The organism is Apibacter sp. B2966 (assembly GCF_011082485.1).
Taxonomy (GTDB): Bacteria; Bacteroidota; Bacteroidia; order Flavobacteriales; family Weeksellaceae; genus Apibacter.
This window is the reverse complement of record NZ_CP049714.1, coordinates 2,082,073-2,103,195: the sequence shown is the minus strand read 5'-3', so window position 1 is coordinate 2,103,195 and position 21,123 is coordinate 2,082,073. Positions and strand designations below refer to the sequence as shown.

Here is a 21,123-nt window from a genome sequence, read left to right as displayed (position 1 = left end):
TTTTTTTATATGGAAGTATATTTAGATAAATTTATAAAATACTTTATATTGTGTAAAAAATATTTACTGTCATTTATTAAATTAGGTAACATATTTTTTATAAAACTTAATTTATTTTAATATAAATACAATTCATCTTTTCCCACATTATCTCATTTATTTATAGAAATAAATAAAAAACATTAATAGAATTTGATTAAGAGTTATAGTTATTATTATCCTTATACTTTTACTTTCTATACGATAACCTCACTCGAACAAGTTGAACTAACAATGAATTTAATTGTATTCTTATTAAATACTAATCTATTTTAATTTAATTACACCCTTTAATCAATTTTATTAATAAAGTATTTATAAACTTTTATCAAATATTACCATACTGATTATATTTAAAATACCTATCATTATACCAATTTAATTATTTAAAAAAAATAATTATCTTTTATAAATTAATTATATAAATATATTATATTAAATAAATTAATTATTATATTTGATTTATAATTAAAAAATAAAAAAAATGAAAAAGAAGTTTCAATTATTTAAGGCTTTATTTATTACCATTAGCGGATTACTATTAATTAATAGTTGTAGTAATGACAATGACAATGATATCAATCCGATATCGAATAAGAAAGAAAGTATTACTACTTTCGAAAAAAATTATATAAGGTATCTTTATCCGGAATCAAACAATGATTCAATTAAATTAATTGGATTTAAAACGGTATATTTCAACAAAGAAGAAGCACAAGAAATTAAAAATGCACAAGAATTATATAAAAACGAATTAATTGAAATTAATAAATCAATTTATTATGCTGATGATTATTCATTTATGCGAGTATATTTTCCTATGAGTGATGCTATAGTAAATTATAATGGAAAAACGTATGAGGCAAGTAATCGTGGAAGCTTTATTACAGATGCGTTTGTAAATTTAAAAACTACTTCTTGGATACAAGTGATTGGAAGAAAAGCATCCGAATTCGTTTCAGGAACAGATTTTAATAGCATAGAAGGAAATCAAATATTACTTGCTGAAAAATTAGAAAAAGCGATGAAAGACCATAATACTGAAAATACTTATGTATTTAATTTAGGAGAAAGAAGCTTTAATCACCATCATAATGAAGATGGAGAAGCTATTAATGAAAATACAACATATAGTTCTAAAATTTCATGTTATAATAATCACAGAAAAAGAAATTGCAGCACAGCATTTGGATATAACGGAAGATGTAAAAGAGTTTATGTAAAATGCATGGACTATAATGGTTGGCCGGCTAGATGTGGTGATAAAAGTAAAGCAGGCTTTGTAGGTAGTGATTGCCAAAGAGCGATGGCTAAAGGAAATTGTTGGAATGAAATAATGTAATAATGTAATAAATTATTAAAAATGGTTTATTCTGTAGGGGTATTTTATGCTTGGGATTTTATTGCAATAATTTTAATAACTATATTATATTATTATTGCCCTAAAAATATCATTGATAAGAAAAATGAATATATTCAGTTTTTCTTGTATTTTCTAAGTATTTTATTTACAATATTTATTTTCATAATTAACATTACAAGATCAACTGCATTTACTCATATGCTATTTAAGATATCTTTTATACCCCTTTTATTTATATTTTACTCATTATATAAATTCAAAAACAATAAAAAAAATCAAAATCTATATTTTTTTCTACTTGTTATTTCAATTTATATAGTTTTAGTATTTTCTGCTATGTATATTGGAATATTACTCTCTACCATGTAGATTAATCTTATAATGTATTAGAAATAAACAACTATAAGCTAATTAACAACTAAAATTTATAAGCAAAAAATTACTATCAATTAATTTTCTTAGCTTTAAGTATTCAAACAAAAAAAAGAGTTACAAATTATGTAACTCTTTTTTAGCTCCTCCTGCTGGGCTCGAACCAGCGACCCTCTGATTAACAGTCAGATGCTCTAACCGACTGAGCTAAGGAGGAATTTTGTGAGTGCAAATGTAGAAGAATTTTATATACGCTCCAAATATTTTTTAATCTTTTTTTCATCTTAAAATCTAAGTACATAAGTATCAATGAAAAAAAAATTTATTTTTTTAATATATAACCCATATTAGATACTTTTTTTAATATAAAATAGTATTTTTGTCTCTGTCTAACTTATATAATTATTATGGACATATCTATATTGCTTGTATTCTTATTGATTTTAGTGCTCTTTATGGGAGGTTTTCTGTTTATGTTAACCCGTTTTTTTCAATCAGAAAGAGAAAGAAGAAGTTTTGAGTTGCGTTTAAAATATTCTGAGAATATTTTACCGAACAAATTACAAGCCTATGAACGTATGACTCTTTTTTTAGAAAGAATACGCCCTTCTTCTTTAATACGTCGAGTAACTCCTACAGATGATAGTAAATCTTATGAATTCACTTTAATAGAAACTATTCAAACAGAATTCGAACACAATTTAGCACAACAACTCTATATAAATCCGAATTCGTGGAAGATTATTTTATCGGCAAAGAATGCAACCCAATTGCTTATAAAAAATACTATTGAAGCTATGAAAGATTCTTCAATACAAGAAATTCAAGAGGAAATCATTAAACAATCGATGGAAGACGCTTCTCCTTCGTCTGCGGCAATTTTGTACTTACAAAAAGATATTCAAGACGGAATCTAAAAAATTTTCACTATGAACATCAAATCATTAGCTGAAGAAGAAAGACCCAGAGAAAAATTACTACTGAGAGGGAAACAATCCTTATCAGACGCAGAACTTCTTGCTATAATTTTAGGTAGTGGTTCGAAATCTGAAAGCAGCATTACTCTTGCTCAACGAATTTTAGCATCTGTGAATCATAATTGGAATGAATTGGCAAAACTAACCATACGAGATTTATGCAAATTTAACGGAGTAGGTAAAGTTAAAGCAATTGAAATTATCACTTCTCTAGAAATTGGAAGACGAAAATCCTTACAGCAAGCCTTAAAAAAAGAAAAAATTTCTTCTTCGAAAGATGCCTATAATATTCTTCAACCCATTATTGGTGATTTGATGGTAGAAGAATTTTGGGTGATTTACTTAAGCAGATCCAATAAAATATTAAGTAAAGAAAAAATTTCTCAAGGAGGAATAACCGGTACAATGGTAGATAATCGACTAATTTTTAAACATGCTTTAGAACTTAATGCCGTTTCATTAATCATATCCCATAATCATCCTTCAGGAAATATTCAACCCAGCAATTCTGATATACAAATTACTCATGAAATAAAAAAAGCAGGAAACTTATTAAATATAACATTGATGGATCATCTAATTGTAACGCAAACCTCTTTTTTCAGTTTTGCCGATGAAAATTTAATGTGAAAGACCATAAAATTTACTGTGAAAGACCATTTTACCTATGATTCTTGTATATGTTCCTAAAATCAATGAAAGAATTAAGTATATTTTTACTTTTATTTTCGAACAAATTTTGGGAATTTCTTTCCGGCTCACGGATTGCGCTATTCTCTTCGCTAAAGAAACTTCGCCTAAATTTTCTTACTCATTTTCAATAGTAAAAAACGAAATTCATTATTCGGCTTGTAATTTATTATTTGAAACGGATATTAAAACACAAAACTTGAGGGGAGTTTTAAAAGATCCTTTTGCAACTGCTTTTTTTTTACTTTCAAGATATGAAGAATATTTGCCATATCAAGAAGATATTCATCATAGATTCTCATACAAAGCATCATCAATTAAAGATAAGATTGATCCGTTAGTTCCATGGATAGATACCTTTGCTTATAAACTATTTGATCAACTAAAAAAAAGCTTTCCTTCACTCAATTATAAAGCTAGGAAGTTTACCTATATAAATACAATAGATATAGATCATGCTTGGTTATATAAAAATAAATTTTGGTTAAAAAAATGTAAAGCATTAGGAAAAAATATTTTAACTTTTCGATGGAAAGATTTTCATCAACAAATTTTAGTTATATCAGGATTAAAACCAGATCCTTATTACATTTATCCTTATATACAAAAATTAAAAATACCTACCATTTATTTTATTTCTTTTGGATTAGGAAGTCAATGGGATACTAATCATAACCCTAAAAATTCAGCTTACCAAGAATTGATACTACAATTATATAATCAAGATTATACTACTATAGGTCTTCATCCCAGCTATTTTTCCAATAAGGATTTCACAATCTTGAAAAAGGAAAAATTAGCATTGGAAAAACTTGTAAAACAAAAAATTACCATTTCCAGACAGCATTTTATAAAACTTCATTTACCCGAAACTTATGACAACCTGATCCGATTAAATATTACAGCAGATTTTTCCATGGGTTTTCAAGATCATATCGGTTTCAGAGCAGGGACTTGTACTCCTTTTTATTGGTTTGATTTGAAAAATAATCAAGTTACCCAATTAAAAGTTTATCCATTCTGCGTGATGGATGTTACGCTTAAAAATTACATGCAACTATCTATTGAGGAAGCTGAAAATAAGCTACTAAATTTATTGCATGCCGTAAAAAAAGTAAACGGAACTTTTATATCTATTTTCCATAATGACAGCTTATCTAATCATGGAGAATGGAAGCTATGGAAAAACGTATATGAAAAATTGATTCATAAAGCCAATGATTTTAAAGTACAATCATAAAACCATTGATAAAACAAAATACTCCGCATGTTTGGATCAATGCCTCAATTACAGAATTTATGCAGAATTGTGGTATTTAAACATTGTTTCTCCCGATGGTTATGATATTTTGGTATTAAACGATTATGAAGCTGTAATGCCTATCCCCTATCAAAAAAAATGGGGATTTAAATTAGTTATTCAACCTATTTTTTGTCAACAATTAGGCATATTTTATAAAGAAAACATATCCGCTGAAACCTTCCATCTTTTTATATCTTTCTTAAAAAAATATAAAGTCAGAAGCTATTGCTTTAACGAAGAAAACACCCCATATTTACCTTCCCACTATGTAAAGAGAGATAATCAATTATTGAATTTAGATCGTGAATATTCAACTCTTGTGACTAATTATAATGCAAACAAAAAAAGGGTCCTTAAAAATTATTTATTATCCAATAGCAAAATTGAAGAAAAATATACGGGATCAATTGTATCAGAAAAACCAAGTAATCTGCTCAATAGAATTCTATCAGCCTCACAGCTCAATATCTTAAACACACTTTTACAAGAATTAAATCGACAAAAAGTGTTAAAACAATATACCCTTTATAATAGAGATAATATTCCTACAGTCTATGTATGGCTCATTTTTTCCAAAGGAAGGATTATAAATTTACTGTCAATAAGAGACAAAGAGTTAGAAATTAAAAATTCGTATGCCTATATGATTGATTTATTGATTAAAAATCATTCCGATCAAAAATTAATTTTAGATTTTGAAGGTTCAATGATACCTGGAATAGCCCATTTCAATAAAAGTTTCGGAGCAGCGACTAATCATTATGTGTTATACAAAAATTTAAAATGGATGGATAATTTAAGCAGCTTAACTATTTTTAAAACTTCTCGTTAACTTTCCTTTAATTAGTGTATTCATTAACCTATTTTGAAAGAATTGATTTCTCTGAACTCAAAAATAACACTATAAAAAAATGGTTTGAAATATCAAACCATTCATTATATTATACTATAAACTCTTTTTTTAATTAGTGTTGGCTAGTAAACCGGCACGTTTGAGTAAGGCCTCCGATTGAGGTCTTCTACCCCGAAAACTTATATATAATTCCATAGGGTCTTCAGTCCCGCCTTTACTTAATAAACTTTCAAATTTAGATGCTGTTTCTTTATCAAAAATTCCTCTTTCTTTAAAGTAATCAAAAGCATCAGCGTCTAAAACTTCAGCCCATTTATAGGAATAATAACCTGCAGCATATCCCCCTTGAAATATATGTGAAAAAGATGTACTTATACAAGTATTTTTGATATGAGGATACAATTGGGTTTCTTTAATCTTTTCTACTTCAAAATCTTCAATCCCTTGATCTGATGTCAACTCATCGGTATGATAGGCCATATCCAAAAGACCTAAGCCAATTTGTCGAAGAGTTTGATATCCTTGCATAAAGTTAGCAGATGCAACTATTTTATCAATTTTCTCCTCATCCAGCATATCCCCTTTTTGGTAATGAAGGGCAAAAGTTTTTAAAAATTCCTTTTCAAAAACATAGTTTTCCATAAATTGAGACGGTAGTTCAACAAAGTCCCAATAAACATTCGTTCCTGATAATGATTCAAAGGTTGTATTAGCTAAAATACCGTGTAATGCATGGCCAAATTCATGAAATAACGTGGTAACTTCAGTAAATGTCAATAAAGAAGGTGTTTCTCCGTTAGGACGTGAAAAATTACAAACTATCGAAATATGCGGTCTGATATTATCACTTAAAGTTTTAAATTGCCCCTTATAGGAAGTCATCCAAGCTCCTGCCCTTTTCCCTTCTCTGGGAAAAAAGTCGGTATATAACAATGCCTGATGTTTTCCTTTATCATTGATGACTTCATACACTTTAACTTCCGAATGATATTTCTGTATATCTTCTCTTTCAATAAAAGTCAACCCGTATAATTTTTTAGCTACATCAAAAGCAGCATTCAAAACCTGATGCAACGGAAAATAAGGTTTTAATTCTTCTTCAGAAAACGAAAATTTTTCCTGTCTTAATTTTTCAGCATAAAAGGCATGATCATAAGGCATCATTTCAGTTATTCCGTCTCGTGATGCTATATTTTTTAAGTCTTGAATTTCTTTTTGAGCAAATGGCTTAGCTTTATGTAACAAATCATATAAAAAATCATATACAAGTTTAGGTGCAGAAGCCATTCTTTCTTGCAAAATTAAATCGGCATAAGTTTTAAAACCTAATAATTTAGCTTTCTTGCTCCGTAATTCAACAATTTTATGAATAATATCTTCATTATTATACTCATTATCTTTACATGCTCGTTGCATATAAGCAGTATAAATTTCCTTGCGTAACTCTCGATTTGCCGAATACGTCATAAAAGGCACATAGCTGGGATAATGTAACGTGAAAACCCAACCTTTCAAATTTCTATTTTCCGCCTCTTGTTTTGCCATTTCTTTAATGGATTCCGGAATTCCTTCCATATCCTTATTTTCAGATATATGAAGAAAGTAATCATTGGTTTCCTTTAAAACGTTTTGGCCAAACTTAACGGATAAAATTGCTAATTCATTAGATATTTGTCGGAGATTATTTTTATCCTCCGAGGATAACAAGGCTCCATTTTTTGAGAAATCCTTATACGTTTTATCTAAAAGTCGTACTTCTTCTTGGCTTAACTTTGATTTTAAAGTTGTATCGTAAACGATTTTTATTTTTTCAAATAATTGTTCATTCAGTATGATGTCATTTGCATATTCAGTTAGCATAGGAGATATTTCCTCCGCTAAACTTTGCAAATAATCATTAGTTTCCGCTGAATTTAAATTAAAAAAAGTAGAGGAAATTATGGTAAGTTTTTTTCCGACATTTTCTAAAGCTACTATGGTATTTACAAAATTCGGTGGATCAGTATTTTGAACTATTTCGTTAATTTCGTTCTTAGCATCTTCAATTGCCTGTTCAATCGCTGGTTTAAAATCTTCTTGTTTAATGTTTTCGAAAGGGATGCTTTCGTAAGGCGTATTAAATTTTTCCACTAAATTATTACTCATAATTTTTTTGTAAGTATATACTATCGAATAAAGTTTCCCCTATATACAGTTCTATATAATTAATTTATATGTGATTAAAATTATTCAAATTTACAAATATCCACTGATTCTCCAATGGACAAAAAAGTTAACCGTTTTTCTTCGGCTAAGAATAAATGTTTAATCTTATCCTTATTAACTTTTATGGCAGGAAAAGTATCATAATGAGAAGCTATAGCATTTTTTGTTTTAACAAATTTTGCTGCAATAACAGCATCATATCCACCCATCGTATAGGTATTACCAATAGGTAATATTGCCACGTTAATATATCCATAGATAAATGGTAGCAATTTCATGTCAGTAGTAAGGGCAGTATCACCCGCTACATAAATTACTTTTCCATCCATTTTCATCAGGAAACCACAAGCTAATCCGCCATAGGAACCATCGGGAAAAGAAGAACTGTGGGACGCCGATACCATTTTAATTTTACCAAAATCAAATTTCTTAACTCCTCCTATATTCATGGGTATAACATTTAAACCCAATTTTTGATAGTGAGCAGTAATTTCCGGATTAGCCAATATTTGGGAATTATTGTTTTTAGCAATAGTTTCAACATCCAAAATATGATCATAATGGGCGTGAGTCAAAAAAATATAATCTGCTTTAATTCCATTTATATCAATATCTTTTGCTAGTTCATTCCCTGAAATAAATGGATCAATTAAGACCGTTGATGATGAGGTTTTAAAACCAAAACATGCATGTCCGTAATATATAATTTCCATGACTTTATCCTTTAATATTTAATGTTCTTCAAATGTAATAAATAATAATTATCTTTGAAAAAAATTAAGCAAAAATCATTATATATGAAAAGACTCTTTCCGATATTATTTTTACTTTTTATTTCAATTGTTACTTATGCACAACAAGTTGAATTTGGAGCCAAAGCCGGAATGGCTTTCGGTTATAAAGGAACCTTAAAGCAAACCGTAACCAATATTAAAGAAAGTAAAGCCACTGATAATATCGGATGGCATGCGGGTTTTTTTAGTCGAATAAAATTTTTGGAATGGTTTATCCAACCTGAGATTTATTTTTCTTCCATGAAAACTAATTTCGATTATAGGAACGATGGTGAATTTACAGCACATTCCAACCGATTGGATATCCCTATTTTGTTTGGATCTAAATTTTTAGAAGTTACCCGATTGTATGCCGGTCCTGTTTTTTCCACTTCTTTAAATGAAAATATTTCCTTAAAAGGAATTAGAAAAACAAAAACAGATGATTTTTCACTTGCCGGTCAAGTAGGAGGAGGTTTTGACTTAGCTAAGCTCACTTTTGATGTGCGTTATGAATTCGGATTTAATAAAAGTCAAACAAATTTTATAAAGAAGCGTACCGGTGAAGCATTTAAATTGGAGAAAAGACAAAATTCTCTGGTATTAAGTGTCGGATATAAATTTTAAGGCAAAACGTATTTCTTATTTTAGTGCCCATTCTTATTATGATTAAACTGATATGAAAAAATTATCACTTTTATTATTTTTATCTTTTTTAGCTCTTTCAATTTTTTCATGCAGAGATGATTATAATTATGATTCTGCTTCTAAACCGCTTCGTTTTTCTAAAGATACGGTTATGCTGGATACTGTATTTTCAACGGTTCGATCAGAAACCTATGTACTTAAAGTTTATAACCAACAAAACGATGATGTTGTAATTCCGAGGATTTATCTTGAAAAAGGCTCGTCCTCTCAATTTAAAATTAATGTAGACGGAACTCCCAGCAATGCAACCAATCAAAATAGCTTTCAAAACATACCTATACGGTCTAAAGATAGTTTATTCATTTTTATTGAAGTTGCTCCTCAAGCCATTAATGCATCCGAAGCGTTAGCAGATGAAGACTTATTGTTTAACACCGTCGGATCTACACAAAAAGTTAAGTTACTTTCTTTAATTGAAGATGCAGAATTTTACTATTCTAAATCAGGGACTAAAGAAATAGCAAAAGATCTGGCTTGGAACAATACTAAATCCAAAGTTATTTATGGAAATTTAAAAATTACAAATGGTGCCAAGTTATCCGTGTCGGAAGGAACCAAAATATACCTTCATAAGAATGCAAATATAATTATTGATTCGGGCAGCCAACTTACTATAGACGGTTCTTTGGAACATGAAGTATTAATTCGGGGAGATCGACACGAAATCAAATACGATTCACTTCCGGGTAATTGGAATCAAATTCATCTCGCTACCAAAGCCTCCGCAACAATTAACCACTTAGTTATAAAAGGGGGTAATAATGCATTTTATTTAGAGGAAAATGCTCATTTGAACATCTTCAATTCCAAAATTTATAATTTTTTATATGGAGGAATCTACTCTGTAGGAGGCAATGTGGAAGGTAAGAATCTTGCCATAAATAATTGTGGAACTTCCGATCTTATAGCAGAATATGGTGGAAACTATGATTTCACTCATTGTACTTTTGCCAATTATTGGAATTTAAATGCTGGTGCAGGATATTCTGCCTATTTATCTAATGCTTATCAGAAATCAGGACAAACAAAATACAATTCGCTTACGGCTTCTTTTAAAAATTGTATTTTCTGGGTTAAAAATTATAACAGCTTATATTTAGATAAAAATGAGCATGCCCCTTTTAATTATATTTTTGATACTAATCTGATTAAAAATACTTCCAATAATTTATCTATAGAAACGGACGAACATTTTGTAAATACTATTCTTAATAAAGATCCTGAATTTTATAAAACAGGATATTCGGACTGTTTACTTCTTCTTAACATAGGATCTCCAGCTTTAGGTAAAGGCAATTTAAGTTATGCAAAGGAGGTTCCTGAAGATATGAACGGTATATCGAGAATTAAAGATCCTGCTTTAGGAGCATATCAATGATTTAAAATTATATTTAAATCAGAACTTATAAATTAATGGATTGGCCGGATTTTTTTTCAAAATAATTTTACATGGAAACCTTCATGAAAATTTAAAAGGCTTAATAAAACTATCGATTAGCTTTTAGATATCTTTAAGTAAAACTCCGCTTTCATGCTCATAAATCATATTTCGTATTTCTAAAGTTTTATCCCAAATATTTTTAATATCTCCTTCCATATCGATCTTGAAGTTTTCAGATCCATATTGATCCAATTTATTGAAAAAATAATTTATCGTAATGTGATTGATATCGATTCCGGGAATATACGCAACCTCCATGTCATTTTCTGTTAGTGTTTCTACAATAAGTCCTACTTGTAATAAATAGTATAAAGAATCACTAGTTAATCGGGTGGGTATTTTATAAGTTTCAGATAATTCATCTGCCGTGTAGGGCTTTTCGCCAGCTTCAAATCGTTTTATGATGAGTGTAGTGATCATTAAAAGTATAAAATCCTTATATCTTCTGCTTATGTTGCTAATATCTTTTTCGAAGCTAAACTTATTTACATTTTGATAGGAAAAAGATAATTGAACCCCGAACAAGCAAATAAACCAGCTCAATTGCAGCCACAACATTAACAAAGGCAATGCGGCAAAACTCCCATAAATAGCATTATATTTTGCTATCCAAAATTGTCCTGATATATAAAGCATTTGAAAAATTTGGAAACAACTCCCGCTCACTATACCTGCTAAAAAGGCAGCACTAAATTTGACTTTTGTATTAGGAATGTAAATATATATAAATGTAAAAAGTAAGATGATTATAACGTAGGGAATAAACTTTATGATCGGACTAATGACCATACCGATTATATTGATATTGGTGGTTGAGTTCAAAAAAATTGACAATCCGGCATTGCAAATTAAAAATAAAGGAGCTATAAGAATTAAGGCTAAATAATCCGTAAATTGTCGAGAAAACTTCCTTCCTTTTTTAATTCTCCAAATAGTGTTAAAATTATCTTCAATACTTACCAATAAAGTTATAACCGTGTAAAAGAGAATGATTATTCCTAAACCTAAAAATACGCCTCCTTGAGCATAATCAATCGAACCGTCTATAAATTGCATAGCCTTGGAAAGAGCAACTTTCTGTCCCGTAAAATATTGAAACAGTTGTGTTTCCACTAAATTTTGAAAACCAAATCCACGGGCTATAGCAAATAATACTGCCAATAAAGGCACTATAGACAAAAGAGAATTATATGTTAAGGCGGCTGCACGAGTATTGATCTGTGAGCCGTTACTGTTTCTAAAAGTTAATAAAAAAGCTTTGGTAATATTGATGAAAAAAGTTTTTATATGAGGACCATCGCTTCCGTTCACCCGCCATATGTCATAGGTTAAAAAATGTATAATATTTTTGATTTTTTCTTTTATCTTAGAATACATAAGATATTTTTCAAATTATTATTAAAAGATACAAACATGATACCTACTAGCTTTAAATAAGAAAAAATTTACTTTATAAAAGTTTATTATCCTTAACTCTTATGCTTTATAATTTAAATGAAGAAATTTTTGAGTGGAAGGTGATATTTTGAAACGATCATCTAAACGAAACCCTACCAACCAAATAATTTCTCCTGAATTATTACATAAAACCAATACTTTATCTTTTTGAAAATTAGATACCTTATGATCCTTTAAAAATTTACTTACCTTCTTTTTACCTAATCCATTAATAGGGTAAAAATAATCCCCTTCCTTCCAATTTCTTAAAACCAAAGGAAATTCAACTTTTTCAAAATCAATACTTTCTCCTTCCTTAAATATAGCTTTATCAACTACACAACAAGTAAATTCAAACGGTTGCTTAAGTATCCACGGAACCGATGGAATTAAAAAATTAACAGTTGAAAATTCCGTTTTACTTCTATTAGCTAACAACAATGTTCCCCTATCCACCCAAGCTTTATACTCTTGTGATTCAAATAAACTTCCTGTATGAGCATTTAAGATATTTTCACAATCTTTTTTATTAGTAAATCCATATTTGGAAAGTAAATGGTAAGATAAAAGAAAATCAGCTTGTAGGAGTTTCTCTAATGAATAAGCCTTCACCCCTGTTTCAGCAAAAACTTCTGCTTTTTTTTGTAATTCTTGCACCTGTGATTCTAAAAAAGATTGAGTTTCATGTAAAATACTCATACTTTTTTCTACTTGATGTAAAAAAACGGGTGATATATCTTGAAATTCAGGAATAATCTGATGACGAATTTTATTTCTCAAATAATCCAACGTTTGATTCGAAGCATCTTCTCTCCAAACGATTGAATGATTCAGAGCAAAATTAACGATTTCATTTCGGGTAAAAGGCAATAAAGGTCTTACAATATAATTTGCAATCATTTGCATTCCCGATAATCCCTTAATGCCTGAACCTCTCAATAGATTTATAAAAAAAGTTTCTACATTATCATTAAGATGGTGTGCGGTAACAAGATAATCAAAAGAGTGCTTTTTTATTAATTCTTGAAAATAATCATACCTTAAGTTCCTGGCAACCATTTCAATAGATTCTCTATTTTTCTTAATTTTTAAGGTATCAAAGGTTTTAATGAAAAGCTCAATATCATGATCATCACAAAAGTCCTTTACTAATTTTTCGTCTAAATCTGAATTCTCCCCTCTTAGCCGAAAATTACAATGAACTACACTAAAACGGTAAGGAGAATTATAAAATAAATGCAACAATACCATACTATCGACTCCTCCACTAACTGCTAATAAATATTTTTTTTCAACAGGTAAGTTATTCAATGAATCCGTTAACCTCATGCGTTTTATTTATCCGAAAAAATTGGTAAATATCAGAATTTTAATTTTTAACAAAGATAACTGAAAAAATTTTTGAGTAAAACCTTTCATTAAGCACAATCTTTGCTATCACTATAAATTGTACAATAAAATGCTAAAATAATATAAATACCTAGATTTATTTACTTTAGAATGATTATAAATAACAAAATTATCTATAAAATTAAAAATCTATTATGGAAATTGGTTTATTTATTCCATGTTATATTGATGCTATTTACCCGGAAGTAGGAATAGCAACTTTGGAATTATTAGAAAAATTGGGTTTGGATGTAGAATATCCAATGGAGCAAACTTGTTGCGGGCAACCCATGTCCAATGAGGGCGATTACAAAAGTGCAGAAACTGCACAAAAACTATTTATTCAAAATTTTAAGGATTATGAGTACATCGTTGGACCTGCCGGAAGTTGTGTAAAGCAAGTCCGTTTACATTTTGATAATTTAGAGCAAACCGATGAGGTAAAGCAAGTGAGAAAAAATACCTATGAATTGGTTGAGTTTTTACACGATATCCTACAAGTAAAAAGTTTTCCGGGTGTTGAATTCAAACATAAAGTTGCTCTACACAATAGTTGCAGCTCTATCCGAGGATTGGGTATTGCCAAACCTTCGGAAATCATAGGAACTCCCTATAATAAATCTGCCGATTTATTAAAAATGATTGAGGGATTGGAAATAGCAGAGATGAGCAGACCGGACGAATGTTGCGGTTTTGGAGGCACTTTTTGTGTAACTGATGAAGTAGTGAGCGGAAAAATGGGTAAAGACAAAATTTCAGATTACGTAACCAGTGGAGCAGAATATGTAGTTTCTCCCGATATGTCTTGCTTAATGCACCAAAAGGGAGTTGCTTTAAAAAATGGAATCACCCATTTACCTTTTCTTCATATTGCCCAAGTTCTTAACGGAGGTCCATTTTAAACTTTGAAAATGAAAAAGAAGATAGTCAACATTGAAAAAAATTCTGCTGATTTTATAAATCAAGATAACATACACGAAAAGGAACACGATAAAAACCTTTGGAATGCCCGAATAAAAAGAGATCGAATTGCCCAATCCATACCGGAATGGGAGGAACTTAAAGAATTAGCATCTAAAATAAAGGAACACACTTTGTCACACTTAGACGAATATGTATCCACTTTTGCAGAAAATGCCTCCAAAAGAGGAGCGGTGGTTCATTGGGCTAGAGATGCGCAGGAACATAATGAAATCGTTTATAATATCTTACAAGAAAGAAAAGTAACTGAAATTATAAAAAGTAAATCCATGCTTCAAGAAGAGTGTGAAATGACAAGCTTTTTAGAATCTAAGGGAATTGAGGTTACCGAGTCTGATTTGGGCGAAAGAATACAGCAGCTTTCGCATCAACCACCGGCTCATATTGTTATGCCCGCCATTGAAAAAACCACGGAAGATATCGCCCAGCTCTTTGCGAAAACCATAGGCACTGATCCTAATGATACGGATCCGCATTCTCTAAACGAAGCGATGAGGAATAATGCCAGACCTAAATTTTTACGAGCAGGGGCAGGAATGACCGGTGCCAATTTCGCCATAGCTGAAACAGGAACTTTTGTTGTCTGCACTAATGAAGGTAATGCGGATATTGGAGCAGCCGTACCTCCTCTTCATATTGCTAGTATAGGTATTGAAAAAATAATTCCAAAGGTGGAAGATTTAGGAATTTTTATACGCCTCTTATCCAGAAGTGCACTAGGAACTCCGGCAACCCAATATACTTCGCATTTCACCGGACCTCGAAAAAATGGAGAACTTCATATTATTATAACTGATAATGGAAGATCTACCCGTTTAGGCATGGAAGATTTTTGGACTTCTCTTAAATGTATCCGTTGCGGCGCATGTATGAATACTTGTCCGGTTTACAGAAGAAGTGGTGGTTTATCTTATGAATCAACCTATTCCGGTCCGATAGGAATTATATTAAGCCCGACTTTCGATCTAGAAAAATATAAAGAGCTTCCGTATCATTCCACTTTATGCGGCTCTTGTTCAGATGTTTGTCCGGTAAAAATTGACATATCCGATCAAATCTACAAATGGAGGAAATTGGTTGTCGACAAAGGATACATGCCTTCAAATCGAAAATATGCGCTGAAAGCAGCCGGTGCTGTTTTAGGTCATCCGCATCTATTTAGAACAACGGAAGCTTTTGCAGAAAAAGCACTGCCCATAGTGCCCGATTTTCTTATATACAGCAGTTTAAATCCATGGACTCAAGAACGTAAAATGTTTTCCATGGCAAAAAATACATTTAGAGATTGGTATATTAAAAACAGAAAAAGAAAAAAATGATAAGTACTAAAGAACATATATTAGAAGCTATTCGTAAAAATAAGCCTCAAGGAACACAATATCCCTATCCTGTAATTCCTTCATTTCCCAAAAGCACAAAAGATATAGTGGAAGAATTTAAGGAAAATTTAATCTTAAATGCCGGTACTTGCTTCACCATAAATTCCATTGAGGAGGGCGAAAACAAAATTAAAGAATTACATCCGCAAGCTAAAGTAATTTGTTCTTCTGCCATCGAATTTCCTGGAAATAAAGATTTATCCAAAGTAACTGATCCTCATCAATTGGATGATGTGGATGTTGGAATTATTCGTGCGGAATTTGGTGTTTCAGAAAACGGTATGGTCTGGTTGACGGAAAAAGGTATGATGGTTACTTCTTTAGGTTTTCTTTCTCAACATTTAATTATATTGTTAAAACCGCAAGATATAGTCAGAGACATGTATGAAGCGTATGCGAGAATAAATCTTAATGATAACAATTACGGTTGTTTTATGTTAGGTCCTTCTGCTACAGCTGATATAGGGGCTGTTATGGTTAGAGGAGCACAAGGAGCCAGAAGCTTATCGGTATTTTTTATGTAGTTTTATATGTTATTGAAATATAAATAAGTGAAAAGTAAAAAAAGAGGAGAAAATGAATTTCTCCTCTTTTAAATTCTATCATATTTTATTGGATTATAACTTTTCTGTTTACTTCAAAATCATTTCCCATTACTTTTATTATGTAACTACCTGATTTTTGAATAGTAATCGTCAATAAATCGCTGTTATAGGAATTGACAATGGTTTGTAATAAAATTCCGTTTAAAGAAAAAACCATCACTTTTTTAATTGCGGATTTATAATCGTTGGATTTTATATAAACAGTTCCCGAAGAAAGAGTAGGATAAATTTCTAAAAAATCTCTGGGTTGATATTCGAAACTTTCCACTTTTAAATTATTTCCCCATACCATTTCCACCCACTCGGGATGGTCTATATAGGGATTACGATTTTTTTGTTTACTATAAATAGCTTCATTCATGTCTATTTCTCGGTCACTGACAGGATCCATTACATGCCAAGTCAGCAATATATTTCTAAAGGTATCGGTAAACACTTGATTTTTTGTTCTATTAAACATATCAAAACTCCAAGAACTGATTTCATCTTCATATCGGGTTGCAAAATAAAAGAATGCTCGAGCTATATCGCCCTTAAATTCATCAATGGGTTCAAAAACGACTCCTTTATACCCTTTAGAATACCCTGAATTAGCATTGCTACCCAATTGAGATCCGTTTTTGGATACCCATTTGCTGTTACCTACTCTGCCAAACGGATAATCGCTTCTCATAGCATTCACTTTTCCGTCCGTTGGCCAAATATGAAAGGCATCAGACAGCATGGGATTTTTTTTATAAAATACAGATTGAGGTATCAGGTGCTCTCTATTATAACAATCTCCTTCTTTAGTATAATTTCCGCACTGATCTACACCAAACCGATAATTGTAGGGATCCGCACCGTTAGGTATCTCAGAATAAATATCCAAAACAGTTCCGTCGTTTTCATACCATTGATCACCAAAAGCACTCATGGACTTATATAAATTCCACAAACCTTTATATCCAATGGGTACATGTCCCTGTTTGATAATTTCTTTCAAACTTGTTTTTAAGTCATATCCCGTACCGTATGCATCCGCATAATAGTTGAGAGGTATTGACTTACTTTCTATAAACTGTATCTCAGCTTGCTGAGAATAAAAAAAACAGGTGGATAGTACAATCCAAAATAATAAAATTTTCTTCATATTATTTGTAATTTTAGCGTTGGTAATAACTTTGATAAAGTTTTTAACTTTTGTTCAAGTTAAGATAAATATCTCACTAATTATAATTATTTTTTTATATGATACAGGCAAATTTCACCTCATACGAATTACAATTTAAGCGTCCGGCAGGAACTTCTCGCGGAACATTAAATTCTAAGCTAACTTATCTTTTAAAAGTTCAAAATTCAGATACGGAATATGTTGGCGAATGTAGTTTTTTTAGGGGTTTAAGTGCTGATTCCGAAACGGAATATGAGCCTAAACTGCAATGGGTATGTGATCATATCAATGAAGGTAAAGAATTTTTGCTTACGAATTGTCAAGAATTTCCTTCCATACAATTCGGTATTGAACAGATTTTTGCTCAAATTGAAAACAGAAAAGAAGGAATGTTCTTTCCGTCTGAATTTACCGAAGGAAAACAAGGAATTAAAATCAACGGATTAATTTGGATGGGAAATTTGGACTTTATGCGTGAGCAAATCCAACAAAAACTTGAACAAAATTATAGTTGTATAAAACTTAAAATTGGTGTTAACTGGCAAGAAGAATATAAAATATTACAAAACTTACGCAAAGAATTTTCTGCTTCTCAATTGGAATTGAGAGTGGATGCTAATGGCGGATTTTCTTTTGAGGAAGCAAAAAAGGTATTAGAGCAACTGGCTCAACTTGAAATTCATTCCATTGAACAACCCATTAAAGCCGGAAATGAAAATCAAATGGCTGAATTATGCAAATATACTCCCACTCCTATTGCTTTAGACGAAGAATTGATCGGTAAGTTTTATAAAGATCAAAAAGAAAAAACGTTAGAAATTATAAAACCTCAATATATAATTTTAAAACCTTCTTTAATTGGCGGATGGAAAGGATCGGAAGAATGGATTGAAATAGCCGAATCTAAAAATATAGATTGGTGGATCACTTCAGCCTTAGAATCCAATATTGGATTAAATGCTATAGCGCAATGGACTGCTTTATTTCATAAAGATATGCCGCAAGGTTTGGGTACAGGAAGTTTATATACTAATAATTTCCCTTCTAAACTTTCCGTAAGGGGTGAATATCTATTTTATAATCCATAAATTGAAAAAAGTATCCGTTAAATACTTCTGAAAAATATAGTTTCATTGATAGTAATCATTATCGTATAAAGAAAAAAATTTCTTATGATTCATCTGAATTTTTCAAAACCTATAGACGTAAATGCAATACCTTGTCAAGAAAAATGGCAAATAGACCTTGTTGATTTTTTAAAAGATTGGTATTCTGCTTCACCCACTATAATCACAAAGACATCCGGTTCCACCGGAACTCCAAAAAATATTGAATTGACTAAAAAAGCTATGGCTGAAAGCGCAAAGATGACGGGTACTTTTTTAAATCTTAAAGCTAATGACAGCGCTCTTCTTTGTATGCCTTCTTCCTATATAGCAGGTAAGATGATGTTAGTAAGAGCTATCGTTTGGAAATTAGATCTTTATTGCATTAAGCCCGTATCTCATCCCCTTGAGAATGTTAACAGAGAATTTACCTTTTCTGCAATGACGCCTATGCAAGTTGAAAATTCATTGGATAAGCTTTACCTTATTAAAAAGTTGATTGTAGGAGGCGCTCAGCCTTCCGCTCAATTGGTATCCGAATTAAAAAACCAAACTACCGATATTTATGAATCTTTTGGAATGACGGAAACGATATCTCATATTGCACTTAAAAAAATATCGGGTCATGCGGTAAATTCGGCTTTTAAAGTTATGCCCAACACTAAAATTCGTGTGGATGAAAGAGGTTGTTTGTGTATTCTTCCTCCATTTTTGGATGAAGAAATTGTAACTAATGATCTGGTTTCGCTCATTTCTGACAATGAATTTGAATGGAAAGGAAGAATGGACCATGTAATTAATTCCGGAGGAATTAAAATTTTTCCTGAACAAGTCGAAAAACAACTCAAATCTATTATTCAATCTGATTTTATCATTTCATCCGTACATGATCCTTTACTAGGTAATAAAGTAGTGATTATAATAGCCGGAAAAAAAGATCTCAATTTGGAAAAACAAATTCTAGATTTCAATTTTGAAAATAAATATGAAAAACCTAAAGAGTTTATTTATGTTGAAAGCTTCGCTAAAACTCCTACCGGAAAAATCATCCGAAAAATATAAGCTCTATTTTTATTTCGATTGTTTTTAAAATGATTTTTTACTTCTATTAAGTTTAAATTTTACATTTAAAAATTAAGGTATAAAAAAAGCCTTATAAATAAATTATAAGGCTTTTTTGTCAAAATATTTGAGTATAATCGTACAATTTCTATTTGATTTTCAAGAACCAACGCATACCTGCAATAATTTGATTTCCATTAATTCCATCTAAACCGTTATATATTCCGTTAAAATTGGTTCTGTTATACGCATACATAAGGTGGAATCTAAGGTCTTTAATAGCCGGATCTGTAAATGGATAATATTCAACTGCTGCTTGTACACCTCCATTAATATAGGAAGAAGAATTTATTTGATCTCTTCTTTTATTCCATACTCCTTTAATTAAAGGTTTTATCTTTCCTAAATCGTATTTAAAATTAACTGAAACAGAATTGTCTCTAACATGTCTTAATCCTAAATCTTCATTTTGAACGACATCCCCGTAATCCATATCACGATCTCCCATATACCAATCTAATTCAGCTGTAAATTTTTTAAGATTGATTTGGTTACCAATGGTTATCCAGTTATAATATTTGCTCGCATCATGTTGAAAGGCTCCATATCCATATCGAGTTCTAAATACATTGTTGAAAAGGCTACCTTCCCATAAGAATAAACCTGCTAACGATTTATTTTTATATTTATCGGTAGCAAATTGAGGAGCATCCGAATTTACCACTTCAAAATTTAAGGTTTGTCCTGCTACTCTATAAGCTAAATTTACCCCCGTTTTATACGCATCCAGGTCATTATAGGTCATAGTATATAAGTAAACATCAGCAGCATTATAGTCAAATTCAAAAGTACCGAATTGTACTGCTTGTTTACCTACACGGAATGTTAAATTTTTTCCTGCATCAATTTCGAAATATGCTTGATCGGTTGCTGATGAATAGTTATCTCTGTACAATGCGTTTTGAGGGGTATTTAGTCTATGACGTACCCTGTAACGAAACCCCGGAATTATTTCACCTTCAAACCATACTTTTACAGTATTTCCTCTGAAACTGCTTTGATCCGTTTTACTTCCTTTAAAAGTAGCTTGATAATCTACACGAGTATCAAACATAATGTTTAACATTTTGTCATCTTTCAATAACTTATCCAGAACGGATTTGAAAGATGGTTCATTGACAGTGTTATCTCCTGTACTTGGATTGGTTTGCTGTCCGAACATGGACAAACAAAATAAACAATTAGCCGCTATGAGAATTTTTTTCGTAATACTTAATTTCTTCATAA

At 30.7% G+C, this 21,123-nt stretch carries 18 protein-coding genes and 1 tRNA gene; 12 read left to right on the top strand and 7 right to left on the bottom strand.

The features are described 5' to 3' along the window. Window positions 1–523: 523 nt before the first annotated feature. Window positions 524–1,381 (top strand): hypothetical protein, encoded by an 858-nt coding sequence (locus G8C43_RS08995; protein ID WP_166005570.1) that lies wholly within the window; start codon window positions 524–526, stop codon window positions 1,379–1,381. A gap of 536 nt (window positions 1,382–1,917) precedes the next feature. Here the strand turns inward: G8C43_RS08995 and G8C43_RS08990 are convergent. Further along, a tRNA-Asn gene (locus G8C43_RS08990) sits at window positions 1,918–1,991 on the bottom strand. 190 nt (window positions 1,992–2,181) lie between these two features. Between G8C43_RS08990 and G8C43_RS08985 the strand changes: the two genes are divergently transcribed. The 4 genes from G8C43_RS08985 to G8C43_RS08970 are packed head-to-tail and all read left to right on the top strand — an operon-like array spanning window position 2,182 to window position 5,576. Beyond that, window positions 2,182–2,691: a hypothetical protein gene (locus tag G8C43_RS08985; protein ID WP_160542647.1), complete on the top strand. Its 510-nt coding sequence runs from the start codon at window positions 2,182–2,184 to the stop codon at window positions 2,689–2,691. 12 nt (window positions 2,692–2,703) lie between these two features. Continuing rightward, on the top strand, window positions 2,704–3,381 hold the full coding sequence (gene radC / locus G8C43_RS08980) for a RadC family protein (RefSeq protein WP_166005569.1): 678 nt from the start codon (window positions 2,704–2,706) through the stop codon (window positions 3,379–3,381). 37 nt (window positions 3,382–3,418) lie between these two features. Continuing rightward, on the top strand, window positions 3,419–4,681 hold the full coding sequence (locus G8C43_RS08975) for a polysaccharide deacetylase family protein (protein WP_166005568.1): 1,263 nt from the start codon (window positions 3,419–3,421) through the stop codon (window positions 4,679–4,681). After that, window positions 4,659–5,576, top strand: a complete 918-nt coding sequence (locus tag G8C43_RS08970) for a hypothetical protein (protein ID WP_166005567.1) — start codon at window positions 4,659–4,661, stop codon at window positions 5,574–5,576. The genes G8C43_RS08975 and G8C43_RS08970 overlap by 23 nt, the downstream gene beginning before the upstream one ends. Window positions 5,577–5,705: 129 nt before the next feature. Here the strand turns inward: G8C43_RS08970 and G8C43_RS08965 are convergent, their stop codons facing one another. After that, window positions 5,706–7,742, bottom strand: coding sequence for a M3 family metallopeptidase (locus tag G8C43_RS08965; protein WP_166005566.1), 2,037 nt, complete (start codon window positions 7,740–7,742; stop codon window positions 5,706–5,708). 80 nt (window positions 7,743–7,822) lie between these two features. Next, window positions 7,823–8,515: a metal-dependent hydrolase gene (locus G8C43_RS08960; RefSeq protein WP_166005565.1), complete on the bottom strand. Its 693-nt coding sequence runs from the start codon at window positions 8,513–8,515 to the stop codon at window positions 7,823–7,825. Between the two features lie 84 nt (window positions 8,516–8,599). Between G8C43_RS08960 and G8C43_RS08955 the strand changes: the two genes are divergently transcribed. Further along, window positions 8,600–9,202, top strand: coding sequence for an outer membrane beta-barrel protein (locus tag G8C43_RS08955; protein WP_166005564.1), 603 nt, complete (start codon window positions 8,600–8,602; stop codon window positions 9,200–9,202). Window positions 9,203–9,254: 52 nt separating this feature from the next. Next, the gene (locus tag G8C43_RS08950) at window positions 9,255–10,661 is read left to right on the top strand and encodes a hypothetical protein (RefSeq protein WP_166005563.1); all 1,407 of its coding nucleotides are present in this window, start codon (window positions 9,255–9,257) and stop codon (window positions 10,659–10,661) included. A gap of 123 nt (window positions 10,662–10,784) precedes the next feature. Here the strand turns inward: G8C43_RS08950 and G8C43_RS08945 are convergent, their stop codons facing one another. Continuing rightward, the gene (locus tag G8C43_RS08945) at window positions 10,785–12,101 is read right to left on the bottom strand and encodes a YihY/virulence factor BrkB family protein (RefSeq protein WP_166005562.1); all 1,317 of its coding nucleotides are present in this window, start codon (window positions 12,099–12,101) and stop codon (window positions 10,785–10,787) included. A 99-nt stretch (window positions 12,102–12,200) separates the two neighbouring features. Beyond that, window positions 12,201–13,490, bottom strand: a complete 1,290-nt coding sequence (gene tilS, locus G8C43_RS08940) for a tRNA lysidine(34) synthetase TilS (RefSeq protein WP_166005561.1) — start codon at window positions 13,488–13,490, stop codon at window positions 12,201–12,203. Between the two features lie 215 nt (window positions 13,491–13,705). Between tilS and G8C43_RS08935 the strand changes: the two genes are divergently transcribed. The 3 genes from G8C43_RS08935 to G8C43_RS08925 are packed head-to-tail and all read left to right on the top strand — an operon-like array spanning window position 13,706 to window position 16,434. Next, window positions 13,706–14,452, top strand: coding sequence for a (Fe-S)-binding protein (locus G8C43_RS08935; protein ID WP_166005560.1), 747 nt, complete (start codon window positions 13,706–13,708; stop codon window positions 14,450–14,452). A 9-nt stretch (window positions 14,453–14,461) separates the two neighbouring features. Beyond that, entirely contained in the window at window positions 14,462–15,850 is a 1,389-nt protein-coding gene (locus tag G8C43_RS08930; RefSeq protein ID WP_166005559.1) for a lactate utilization protein B, read from the top strand. Then, entirely contained in the window at window positions 15,847–16,434 is a 588-nt protein-coding gene (locus G8C43_RS08925; RefSeq protein ID WP_255490359.1) for a lactate utilization protein C, read from the top strand. Before G8C43_RS08930 ends, G8C43_RS08925 begins: the two co-directional genes overlap by 4 nt. A gap of 85 nt (window positions 16,435–16,519) precedes the next feature. On the opposite strand, the gene G8C43_RS08920 is transcribed toward G8C43_RS08925, so the two are convergent. Then, entirely contained in the window at window positions 16,520–17,647 is a 1,128-nt protein-coding gene (locus G8C43_RS08920; protein WP_166005558.1) for an endonuclease, read from the bottom strand. 101 nt (window positions 17,648–17,748) lie between these two features. On the opposite strand from G8C43_RS08920, the gene G8C43_RS08915 reads away from it, so the two are divergent. Together G8C43_RS08915 and G8C43_RS08910 are read left to right on the top strand one after the other, a co-directional pair. Continuing rightward, window positions 17,749–18,756, top strand: a complete 1,008-nt coding sequence (locus tag G8C43_RS08915; protein WP_166005723.1) for an o-succinylbenzoate synthase — start codon at window positions 17,749–17,751, stop codon at window positions 18,754–18,756. Window positions 18,757–18,840: 84 nt separating this feature from the next. After that, on the top strand, window positions 18,841–19,836 hold the full coding sequence (locus G8C43_RS08910) for an AMP-binding protein (RefSeq protein ID WP_166005557.1): 996 nt from the start codon (window positions 18,841–18,843) through the stop codon (window positions 19,834–19,836). 148 nt (window positions 19,837–19,984) lie between these two features. Here G8C43_RS08910 and G8C43_RS08905 read toward each other — a convergent pair whose 3' ends face one another. After that, the gene (locus tag G8C43_RS08905; RefSeq protein ID WP_166005555.1) at window positions 19,985–21,121 is read right to left on the bottom strand and encodes a porin; all 1,137 of its coding nucleotides are present in this window, start codon (window positions 21,119–21,121) and stop codon (window positions 19,985–19,987) included. Window positions 21,122–21,123: the final 2 nt, after the last annotated feature.

Coding starts and splice junctions, on each gene's coding strand:
- radC (WP_166005569.1), top strand. CDS start 2,704: ATGAACATCAAATCATTAGCTGAAGAAGAAAGACCCAGAGAAAAATTA.
- G8C43_RS08995 (WP_166005570.1), top strand. CDS start 524: ATGAAAAAGAAGTTTCAATTATTTAAGGCTTTATTTATTACCATTAGC.
- G8C43_RS08985 (WP_160542647.1), top strand. CDS start 2,182: ATGGACATATCTATATTGCTTGTATTCTTATTGATTTTAGTGCTCTTT.
- G8C43_RS08945 (WP_166005562.1), bottom strand. CDS start 12,101: ATGTATTCTAAGATAAAAGAAAAAATCAAAAATATTATACATTTTTTA.
- G8C43_RS08930 (WP_166005559.1), top strand. CDS start 14,462: ATGAAAAAGAAGATAGTCAACATTGAAAAAAATTCTGCTGATTTTATA.
- G8C43_RS08975 (WP_166005568.1), top strand. CDS start 3,419: ATGATTCTTGTATATGTTCCTAAAATCAATGAAAGAATTAAGTATATT.
- G8C43_RS08925 (WP_255490359.1), top strand. CDS start 15,847: ATGATAAGTACTAAAGAACATATATTAGAAGCTATTCGTAAAAATAAG.
- G8C43_RS08955 (WP_166005564.1), top strand. CDS start 8,600: ATGAAAAGACTCTTTCCGATATTATTTTTACTTTTTATTTCAATTGTT.
- G8C43_RS08970 (WP_166005567.1), top strand. CDS start 4,659: ATGATTTTAAAGTACAATCATAAAACCATTGATAAAACAAAATACTCC.
- G8C43_RS08910 (WP_166005557.1), top strand. CDS start 18,841: ATGATTCATCTGAATTTTTCAAAACCTATAGACGTAAATGCAATACCT.
- G8C43_RS08935 (WP_166005560.1), top strand. CDS start 13,706: ATGGAAATTGGTTTATTTATTCCATGTTATATTGATGCTATTTACCCG.
- G8C43_RS08920 (WP_166005558.1), bottom strand. CDS start 17,647: ATGAAGAAAATTTTATTATTTTGGATTGTACTATCCACCTGTTTTTTT.
- G8C43_RS08960 (WP_166005565.1), bottom strand. CDS start 8,515: ATGGAAATTATATATTACGGACATGCATGTTTTGGTTTTAAAACCTCA.
- G8C43_RS08905 (WP_166005555.1), bottom strand. CDS start 21,121: ATGAAGAAATTAAGTATTACGAAAAAAATTCTCATAGCGGCTAATTGT.
- G8C43_RS08965 (WP_166005566.1), bottom strand. CDS start 7,742: ATGAGTAATAATTTAGTGGAAAAATTTAATACGCCTTACGAAAGCATC.
- tilS (WP_166005561.1), bottom strand. CDS start 13,490: ATGAGGTTAACGGATTCATTGAATAACTTACCTGTTGAAAAAAAATAT.
- G8C43_RS08950 (WP_166005563.1), top strand. CDS start 9,255: ATGAAAAAATTATCACTTTTATTATTTTTATCTTTTTTAGCTCTTTCA.